7 protein-coding genes are annotated in these 10,044 nt (G+C 55.6%); 4 read left to right on the plus strand and 3 right to left on the minus strand.

Going from position 1 to position 10,044, the window contains the following annotated elements; genetic code table 11:
* Nucleotides 1–6: 6 nt before the first annotated feature.
* The 3 genes from rsmF to yebS form a co-directional block, all read right to left on the minus strand.
* A complete protein-coding gene (rsmF, locus tag RT120_RS21045; protein WP_312985758.1) occupies nt 7–1,443 on the minus strand; it encodes a 16S rRNA (cytosine(1407)-C(5))-methyltransferase RsmF in 1,437 nt (478 codons plus the stop codon).
* An 80-nt stretch (nt 1,444–1,523) separates the two neighbouring features.
* On the minus strand, nt 1,524–4,157 hold the full coding sequence (locus RT120_RS21050; RefSeq protein ID WP_312985760.1) for an MlaD family protein: 2,634 nt from the start codon (nt 4,155–4,157) through the stop codon (nt 1,524–1,526).
* On the minus strand, nt 4,126–5,409 hold the full coding sequence (gene yebS / locus RT120_RS21055; RefSeq protein ID WP_312985763.1) for a membrane integrity lipid transport subunit YebS: 1,284 nt from the start codon (nt 5,407–5,409) through the stop codon (nt 4,126–4,128). Before yebS ends, RT120_RS21050 begins: the two co-directional genes overlap by 32 nt.
* 127 nt (nt 5,410–5,536) lie before the next feature.
* Between yebS and RT120_RS21060 the strand changes: the two genes are divergently transcribed.
* The 4 genes from RT120_RS21060 to htpX all read left to right on the plus strand — a co-directional run bounded on the left by RT120_RS21060 (nt 5,537) and on the right by htpX (nt 9,957).
* Nucleotides 5,537–6,034 carry a GAF domain-containing protein gene (locus tag RT120_RS21060; RefSeq protein WP_312985765.1) on the plus strand — a complete coding sequence of 166 codons (498 nt, stop codon included), beginning with the start codon at nt 5,537–5,539 and terminating at the stop codon, nt 6,032–6,034.
* Between the two features lie 97 nt (nt 6,035–6,131).
* Nucleotides 6,132–6,818 (plus strand): RNA chaperone ProQ, encoded by a 687-nt coding sequence (proQ, locus tag RT120_RS21065; RefSeq protein WP_312985767.1) that lies wholly within the window; start codon nt 6,132–6,134, stop codon nt 6,816–6,818.
* 19 nt (nt 6,819–6,837) lie between these two features.
* Complete coding sequence (gene prc / locus RT120_RS21070) at nt 6,838–8,883, plus strand: carboxy terminal-processing peptidase (RefSeq protein WP_312985769.1); 2,046 nt, start codon at nt 6,838–6,840, stop codon at nt 8,881–8,883.
* 192 nt (nt 8,884–9,075) lie between these two features.
* On the plus strand, nt 9,076–9,957 hold the full coding sequence (gene htpX, locus RT120_RS21075) for a protease HtpX (protein WP_312985771.1): 882 nt from the start codon (nt 9,076–9,078) through the stop codon (nt 9,955–9,957).
* Nucleotides 9,958–10,044 lie beyond the last annotated feature (87 nt).

Here is a 10,044-nt window from a genome sequence, read left to right on the forward strand (position 1 = left end):
GGCGAATTAAATCTCGTCGGCGAAGAGCTTGCCATCGCGCACCAGTTCACGTGGATAGCTGTTCTTTAAGCGCGAGCCGATTTTTTTCGCCAGCCCCAGCGGTTGATCCTGATAAGTCACAATGACTTCGTTCGCCTCAGGCGCGGTTTGCGGATACACATCGCGACCGCGATACCACTCCTGCGCTTCCTGTGCGGTTAACGCGAAACCGTGGGTGTGAACATCACCTAGCGCGATCACCGCTTCGTGCTGCCAGCGGTACCCTTTATTGAACGTTTCTGCCAGTTTCAGGCCGATGCGCGAGAATCGCACCTGGCCTATCAGCGGCTCGATGTCCGCCGGGAATAACCAGATTTCTTTATCGCGCAACCATAAGTGTAGATGCTCATCCCATGTAAGCCCTACGCTTGCGGCAGCGCGCATGACCTCCTGGGCCTCTTTCGGTTTCATGGGCGCGAAGGGAAATTTACCGGTTTTATAGCCTGGCGCAGCGAGTGCAGGAACGGCGGCGGTTTTACGCAATCGCGCCACAAAGAAGCCTTCGCAATCGAAAATTTGCGGGAACACATGCAAGAAACCTTCAGCGGTTAACGCCTGCTGTGCGCCGGAAAACAGGTCGCCTAACGGCTCAACGCAAACCGCGTCAGGATAGCGTTCCAGCAGCCACTGGCATACCTGTTCATTTTCTTCGCGGTTCAGGGTACAGGTGGAGTAGATAAGTGTGCCCCCTGGGCGCAGGGCGTGAAACGCGCTGTCAATCAACTCGCGCTGGGTAGCGGCGATTTCCTGATTGCTGGCGACAGACCAGTTGCGCAGGGCATCGGGATCTTTACGCACCACACCTTCGCCGGAGCAGGGGGCGTCCAGCAGGATCGCATCGAAGCATTCCGGTAGCGCCGCGCCAAATACCCGGCCATCAAAGTGGGTCAGCCCCACGTTCTCGATGCCGCAGCGGCTGATGTTTGCCGCCAGCACTTTTACCCGGCTGGCGGCATATTCATTGGCGAGGATCGCGCCCTGATGATTCATCCGCGCGGCGATTTGGGTGGTTTTGGAGCCTGGCGCGGCGGCAACGTCCATTACCCGCGTTACCTCGGGATTATCCGCAAACAGCGCCGCCACTGGCAGCATCGAGCTGGCTTCCTGAATATAAAACAGGCCGCTGAGATGCTCTGCGGTGCTGCCCAGCGGCAGGGCTTCTTCATCGCGCTCAATCCAGAAGCCTTCTTCGCACCACGGAATTGGGCTGAGCTGCCAGCCGTAAGGCGATACTAGCGCCAGGAAATCGCTGACGCTGATTTTCAGCGTATTGACGCGAATACTGCGGCGCAGCGGGCACTGGCAGGATGCGATAAAGCTTTCCATGGACAGCGCGGCAGGCATCGCATCGCGCATGACGGTAAGGAATTCGTCGGGAAGATAAACAGAACGGATTTGCGCCACAGACTGGCCCCAGGGGTAAAATTAACGGCGCGCAGTGTAGCATAACTGCCCCGGCATCGCACCGGGGCAGAAGAAGGAGATTAGCGCGGCAGGGCGGTGCCCCACTGACGCCATTCTTTTGGTTCACTGTCCTGAAGCAGGAAATGTTTCCCTGCCTGGGCTTTCGGCGATAGCGGTGTGCTCGGCGGGGTGGCAAAGGCAATGCCGCCGCGAATGAACTGGTTAAAGGTCCCGGTTTTCACGACGCCGCCGATGATCCCGAAGTCAAGGCTGTAGCCGGAGGCCTGCCAGAATACCGAGTTATTGCGCACCAGATGCTGGTAGCGCTGGCTAATACGCAGGCCAACCATCACGCGATCGGACAGGTTGCCCAGCACCATACCGGTGACAATACCCACTTCCATACCGCGGAACAGCACCGGCGTCCCAATCGCCAGTGAACCGGCATCCGGTACTTCCAGCACGATGCTCAGACCGTCGAGGTAGCGGGAATCGGTTATCGTCGCTTCCTGTAGTTCAAAGTCACGGCGCGGATTGCCTTTACCCGGTTCGACGTTGATATAGGGCTGGAGAATGGTGTCCAGATGTTCCACCCCGGCGGCGGAGATCTGCGGGGTGATCACCGAGAAGCGGGTGCCGTTACGTGCAAAGGTCTTCACGTATTCCGGGTAGAGCACGGCGGTGGCCTGCACTTCGTTGCGTTCGGTGATCAGCTTCAGTGATTGTATCTGGCCAATATCAATCCCGAGGTAGCGGATCGGCATCCCTTCCGACAGTTTGCCGGCGTCAAACGCGTGCAGCGTCACCTGGCTGCCCACAGCGCGGGCCGCGGTTTCTGACGGGAACAGGGTGCGTTTGTTGCCTTTGTCCGTGTTAGCCGACGCGCCGCTCAGGTTATCGAAGCTGATTGCGCCTTTTAACGCCCGTGACAGCGGCGAGGCCTGCACGGTCAGCCCGCTGCCGTTAAGCTGCACTTTCGCGCCGCCTTCGGCCCAGAACACGCTGTTTTTGGTCACCAGGTTTTGATATTGCGGTTTGATATGCACGTCGATGTCGAACGCGTTGGCGCGTGGGCGCACCGAAATCACTTCGCCCACTTCGAACTTGCGATACAGCACCACCGAGCCGGCCTGAATATCCGGCAGGCTATCCGCGCTGAGCGTCATGGTGGTGGTCGGCAGGTCGCTCAGGCTGTTTTCCACCGCTTTTTCCAGGTTGGCAAACAGCGGGTAACTCTCTTTCAGCTCGCCTTTACTGCCTGGCAACACGCGGATGCCGCCGCTGATCCACTCACCGGCGCTGGCACCTAAAAATTCCACACCGTCCAGCCCGACTTTCACGTCAATACGGCTGTTGACCACAAATTTACTGTCGCCCTTCACCAGTTCGCGATATTGCGGATCGATAGCCACTGCGAAGCTAATGCCTTTGGCGGTTAAGCTGCGTTCAAGCACCTGGCCGATTTTGATGCCGTGGAGGATCACCGGCTGCCCGGCATCGATGCCGTAGCTTTCCGGCGCGGTTAGCGCCACCGTGACAACGCCCGGCTGCTGCAACGGGGTTTTATCCCCCGGCAGGATCACGAAGTGGTTGCGCGGTTTGCCTTCTCCCGGCACCAGTTCAAAGGTGCTGCCGGTCAACAGGCTACTAATGCTGGGGTTATCAAGCGAAATTTTCGGGTTGCGTAGCTCAATGCGTGTGCCCTCACGCAGTAAATTCACTACACCCGGGTCGACGGTCATTTCCCCGGTGACGGCGCCGCCGGGATTGAGATCGAGTTTGGTCAGGGTGCCGACTTCCAGCCCCTGGTACATCAGTTTAGTGGAATCGGCCTTCAGGCCTTCGCCGCTCGGCAGATCCAGCTTCACCAGCACGCCGCGCTGGCTGTGGGCCAGATCTTCGTACAAGCCATATTCGTCCTCCTGATCCGCCTCTTCAGACCCCTGCGGCGAGTCAAAGGCTATCGCCCCGTTGACCAGCGCCGCCAGGCTTTCCAGTTGAATTTGCGCGCCGCTGAGGCTGATGTCTGTTTTCACGCCAGAAACGTTCCAGAACCGGCTGCCTTTTTTCACCAGATGGGTGAATCGCCGTTCAACAAGCACATCAATTGTCACGCCCTGGGAGTTGTTATTAATGGTGTAGTCATACACCTTGCCCACCGGAATTTTACGGAAATAGACCAGTGAGCCGGTATTGAGCGAACCGAGGTCCGGGGCCTTCAGGTGGATCATCAAATCACCGTTATCCAGCCGATATTTAGGTTGGGTATCCAGCGCGGTAAAGTGATCTTCGGGCTCGCCTTTGCCCGGCATCATGCCGATATAGTTGCCGCCCACCAGCGCATCCAGACCGGAAATCCCGGCCAGCGATGCTTTCGGGGTCACCAGCCAGAACTGCGTATCGGTGCGCAGGGCGTCTTTGAGATCGCTTTTGATGCTGACCGTGACGGCAATTTTGTTCAGGTCCTCGCTCAGGCGAATATCCTGGACCGTGCCGACTTCCACACCCTGATAGCGCACGGGCGTTCGCCCGGCAACGATGCCGTCGGCGGAAACAAAGTCGATAGTCACGGTAGTGCCTCGTTCCTGGTACGTTGTCCAGATAAGCCATCCGGCGATCATCAGAGCGATAATCGGCAGTAACCAGAACGGGGAAATGCGGCGTTTTGTTTTAATTCGCGCTTCAGTCGTCGAAGCGGGCGTTTCCTGACTCATGTGCGTCCCAAAGTAAGCGGCTGTCCAGCCATTCAACAGCAAGAATAGTCAATATTACCGCTGCGCCGAAATAAAACGCGGCAGGTCCCATAGTAAAAGCCAAAAGCTGATCGCGGTTCACCAGCGACATGGTTAACGCAATCACAAATAAATCCAGCATCGACCAGCGGCCAATCCAGGTCACAAACCGCAGCAGCAGGATCCGGGTGCGCAGTCCCTGTTCGCATTTAAAATGGATGCTGATCAGCAGGGTCAGCATTACCAGCACTTTGACGAACGGCACCGCAATACTGGCGATAAACACAATGGCCGCCACGGCGATATTGCTGTTCGCCAGCGAAACGATCCCCGAAAGGATAGTGTCCTCCTGGCGGCTGCCGTTGACATAAATAATAGATATCGGCAGCAAATTCGCCGGAAGGAGAAATACCATCGCTGCAATCAGCGCCGCCCAGGTTTTTTGCAGGCTATGGCGACGGCGCTCGCGCAGCGGAACGTGGCAACGCTGACAGCGGCCGCGTTCATCCGGTTCGCTGGTAAAATGGCAGCCGAGACAAACGCGCAGGCTGGCTTTGGGGGTGCGGGGCGGGCGTGTCGGATAAAATCGATCCCAAAGTTGCTCCACGTTGAGGTGGATCAGCGTCAGTATGCTCAACACCATCAGCAGGAAAAACGCCATCAGCCCAATGCCAGCCTGCATGTAGGCATAATCGCTGACTTTGATGGACGCCACGCCGATGCCCACCAGGTAAATATCCAGCATTACCCACTCTTTCAGCCTCTCCAGCATCAACAGCACCGGGCGTAAGTTCATGCCGAGGATATTGCCGAACCAGAGATAGGCGATAGCGACTACCAGCGTGCCGGGCGCGCCCACGGTACAGAAGAACACCATCGCGGCGGTAACCGGGTCGCCCTGGCTGGCCATCTGCCAGATTCCCTGGAGCAGGCTGGCGTCGATACGGGTGCCGAGCAGGATAATGCGCAACAACGGTTCGCCATAGGCGAAGGGCATCAGGACGATCATGGCGATCGCCATCGCGCCGAGACGCGTCAATGACCAGTCACGGCCATCGCGCAGTTTAGCATCGCAGCGCGGGCAATACGCGCTTTGCGTTGACTTCACAACCGGCAACAGAAAAAGCGTGTCGCACTGCGGACATCGCTGATAATGTGCCTGCGGCAAAGGCTCTCCCATCGCATGAATCGTGAGCTTTGCGTTGTTTAATGCCGTTCTGGGTTTAAGGGCCATTTAATGGTCAGAGTTATATTTAGATATCTTTATATTAAATCATGAAATGATTCGTCTTGAGCATAAGCGCATTTAATGCTTATTTTAACAAGCAGGTCATTGTATTTATCAGCTAAGTGATTATTAAATGAACAAAACACAATTCTACGCGGACCTTAACCGTGATTTTCAGGCTCTCATGACAGGGGAAACCAGTGCGCTGGCGACGCTTTCCAATACCAGCGCCTTGCTGTTTGAACGATTAGACGGCGTTAACTGGGCGGGATTTTATCTGCTGGAAGGCGACACGCTGGTGCTCGGGCCGTTCCAGGGGAAAATCGCCTGTGTGCGTATCCCGGTCGGTAGAGGCGTATGCGGAACGGCGGTTGCCACTGCCAGCGTGCAACGCGTGGAAGATGTCCATGCCTTTGACGGCCATATCGCCTGCGATTCCGCGAGTAATGCGGAAATCGTATTGCCAATCACCGTTAATCAACAAATCATAGGCGTGCTGGATATCGACAGCACCGTGTTTGGCCGCTTCCAGGCTGAAGACGAGCAGGGTTTGCGTGAGCTGGTGGAGCGCCTTGAGACGGTGCTTGCCGGGACGGATTACACAAAATTATTTGCGACTCGTGCAGGATAAGCAACGGATAACGTGGCAATTGCTGATGGCGTCATTATAATGACGCCTGTTCATGCCTGCGCCACGTTGGCAACGTCCGTTGTAATCAGGAAATTTCATGGAAAATCAACCTAAGTTGAACAGCAGTAAAGAAGTTATTGCCTTTCTGGCCGAGCGTTTTCCTCAGTGCTTTAGCGCTGAAGGCGAAGCGCGTCCGCTGAAAATCGGCATTTTTCAGGATTTGGTCGCGCGCGTAGAAGGGGAGATGAATCTCAGCAAAACCCAACTGCGTTCAGCCCTGCGTCTTTATACCTCAAGCTGGCGTTATCTGTACGGCATCAAGCTTGGCGCGACCCGCGTCGATCTGGATGGCAATCCGTGCGGCGAGCTTGACGAACAGCATGTTGAACATGCGCGTAAACAGCTTGAAGAAGCCAAAGCTCGCGTCCAGGCGCAGCGTGCCGAGCAGCAGGCCAAAAAACGCGAAGCGGCGATTGCCGCTGGCGAGCAGCCAGAAGCCCCGCGACGTGAGCGCAAACCGCGCCCGGCGCCACGTCGCACTGAAAATGCAGAGCGCAAACCACGTCCGGCAAAACCTGCGGCTAAAGCGCCTCAGGCCGTTCGTGAAGAGCGTCATACCCCGGTATCAGACATTACCGCACTGTCCGTAGGCCAGGCGATTAAAGTCAAAGCGGGGAATAATGCGATGGATGCCACTGTACAAGAAATCACCAAAGATGGCGTCCGTGTACAGTTGACTTCTGGTATGTCGATGCTTGTACGCGCAGAACATTTATTGTTCTGATACGGAGGTCAACCCGGGCATGAACACATTTCTTAAGCTTACCGCTGCGGGCCTGTTATTGTTAGCAGGCCATGCGGTTGCGGTTGAAGACATCACCAAAGCGTCGCAAATTCCGGTATTGAAGGAAGAGACGCAGCACGCGACGGTGAGCGAGCGCGTCACCTCGCGCTTCACCCGTTCTCATTATCGCCAGTTCGATCTGGACGGCACCTTTTCCGCCAAAATCTTCGACCGCTATCTGAATTTGCTGGATTACAGCCATAACGTGCTGCTGGCGAGCGACGTTGAAGAATACGCGAAACAGAAAAATGTACTGGGCGATGAGCTGCGCACCGGCAAGCTCACCGTGTTTTACGATCTGTACAATCTGGCGCAGAAACGCCGCTTCGAGCGCTTTCAGTACGCACTGAAAGTGCTTGAGCGTCCGATGGATTTTACCGGCAACGACACTTACGAGCTCGATCGCAGTAAAGCGCCGTGGCCGAAAACCGAAGCGGAGCTCGACAGGTTATGGGACAGCAAAGTCAAATATGACGAGCTGAGCCTGAAACTGACCGGCAAAACGGATAAAGAGATCCGCGAAACGCTCACCAAGCGTTATAAATTCGCGATTCGCCGCCTGGCGCAAACCAACAGCGAAGACGTGTTCTCGCTGGCGATGACCGCTTTCGCGCACGAAATCGATCCGCATACCAACTACCTTTCCCCGCGTAACACCGAGCAATTCAATACCGAAATGAGCCTGTCTCTGGAAGGGATTGGCGCGGTGCTGCAAATGGATGACGACTACACCGTGATTAACTCCATGGTGGCAGGCGGCCCGGCGGCGAAAAGTAAAGCCATCACTGTGGGCGACCGCATTGTTGGCGTTGGCCAAACGGGCCAGTCGATGCAGGACGTGATCGGCTGGCGTCTTGATGACGTCGTTGCGCTGATCAAAGGCCCGAAAGGCAGCAAGGTACGGCTGGAGATTTTACCCGCGGGTAAAGGCACCAAAACCCGTACCGTGACGCTGACGCGCGAACGTATTCGCCTTGAAGATCGCGCGGTGAAAATGACCGTGAAAACCATCGGCAAGCAGAAAGTCGGCGTGCTGGATATTCCGGGTTTTTACGTGGGCTTAACCGACGATGTTAAAGTTCAGCTTCAGAAGCTTGAAAAGCAAAACGTCAGCGCGGTGATTATCGACTTGCGTACCAACGGCGGCGGGGCGCTGACCGAAGCGGTATCGCTTTCTGGTCTGTTTATCCCGAGCGGCCCGGTGGTGCAGGTGCGCGACAACAACGGCAAAGTGCGTGAAGACAGTGATACCGATGGCGTGGTGTATTACAAAGGCCCGCTGGTCGTCATGGTTGACCGCTTTAGCGCCTCCGCGTCAGAAATCTTTGCTGCGGCGATGCAGGATTATGGCCGTGCGCTGATCGTCGGTGAGCCGACATTTGGTAAAGGCACCGTTCAGCAGTTCCGTTCGCTGAACCGCATTTACGATCAGATGCTGCGTCCGGAATGGCCGGCGTTGGGCTCGGTACAGTACACCATTCAAAAATTCTATCGCGTGAATGGCGGCAGTACCCAGCGTAAAGGCGTGACCCCGGATATCATCATGCCGACCGGCAATGAAGAGACCGAAACCGGCGAGAAGTTTGAAGATAATGCGCTGCCCTGGGATAGCGTCGATGCGGCAACCTACGTGAAATCCGGCGACCTTACGCCGTTTGGCCCGGAATTGCTGAAAGCTCACGATGAGCGCATCGCCAAAGATCCTGAGTTCCAGTACATCATCAAGGATATCGCTCGCTATAACGCCCTTAAGGATAAGCGTAACTTCATCTCTTTAAACCTGCTGCAGCGTGAAAAAGAGAACGATGAAGACGATGCGACTCGCCTGGCGCGCATTAACGACCGTTATAAGCGTGAAGGCAAACCGCCAATCAAGAAACTGGACGACCTGCCGAAGGATTATCAGGAGCCCGATCCGTATCTTGATGAAACCGTCCATATCGCGCTGGACCTGGCGAAACTGGATAAAGCGAAACCCGCTGAACAGCCCGCCGCGAGTAAGTAATTCCCCAACAGGCACAAGCAATTGTGCCTGTTTTTTTACCTGTCTTTGTTTCCCGTAAGAAGAATGCGACAAAATGTAAAGTTACGTATTTTTAGTAACTTGCCCTGCTTTCATGCTTGAAAACAGGGCATTTAGCCATACGATGTGAGTAATCGCATAACGCGACTGGTAAATTGAGGTTAAAAGAAAATTATGATGCGTATCGCGCTTTTCCTGTTAACGAACCTGGCGGTCATGGTGGTGTTCGGCCTGGTGCTCAGCCTGACAGGGATCCAGTCCAGCAGCGTTCAGGGTCTGCTGATTATGGCGCTGTTGTTTGGTTTTGGTGGATCGTTTGTTTCACTGCTGATGTCGAAGTGGATGGCGTTGCGTTCTGTGGGCGGGGAAGTGATCGAACAACCTCGTAATGCGACCGAGCGTTGGCTGATGGATACCGTGGCGCAACAGTCACGCCAGGCCGGTATCGCGATGCCGCAGGTAGCGATTTATCACGCTCCGGACATTAACGCCTTTGCGACCGGCGCGCGCCGCGATGCCTCGCTGGTAGCGGTAAGCACCGGTCTGTTGCAGAACATGAGCCGTGATGAAGCCGAAGCGGTTATCGCCCATGAAATTAGCCATATCGCCAACGGCGATATGGTGACCATGACGCTGATCCAGGGTGTGGTGAACACTTTTGTTATCTTTATTTCGCGCATCATCGCGCAAATCGCGTCGGGTTTTTTGTCCGGCAACCGTGATGACGGCGAGCAGAGCAACGGCAACCCGCTGATCTATTTCGCGGTCGCCACCGTGCTTGAACTGGTGTTTGGTATTCTGGCGAGCATTATCACCATGTGGTTCTCCCGCTACCGTGAATTCCACGCTGATGCGGGTTCCGCAAAACTGGTGGGCCGTGAGAAAATGATTGCTGCCCTGCAACGCCTGAAAACCAGCTACGAACCGCAGGAAGCCAGCAGCATGATGGCATTTTGCATCAACGGTAAGTCTAAGTCGTTGAGCGAGCTGTTTATGACTCACCCGCCGCTGGATAAACGTATTGAAGCCCTGCGTAGCGGGCAGTACCTGAAATAATCGCTCCAGAAACGAAAAAGCGTGCCACGGCATAATGCCGATCAGTTAAGGATCGGTTGACCGATCCGGCAGTTGTGCAAAAATCCG

The sequence above is a fragment of the Atlantibacter sp. genome (genome assembly GCF_032062175.1).
Classification (GTDB): domain Bacteria; phylum Pseudomonadota; class Gammaproteobacteria; order Enterobacterales; family Enterobacteriaceae; genus Atlantibacter.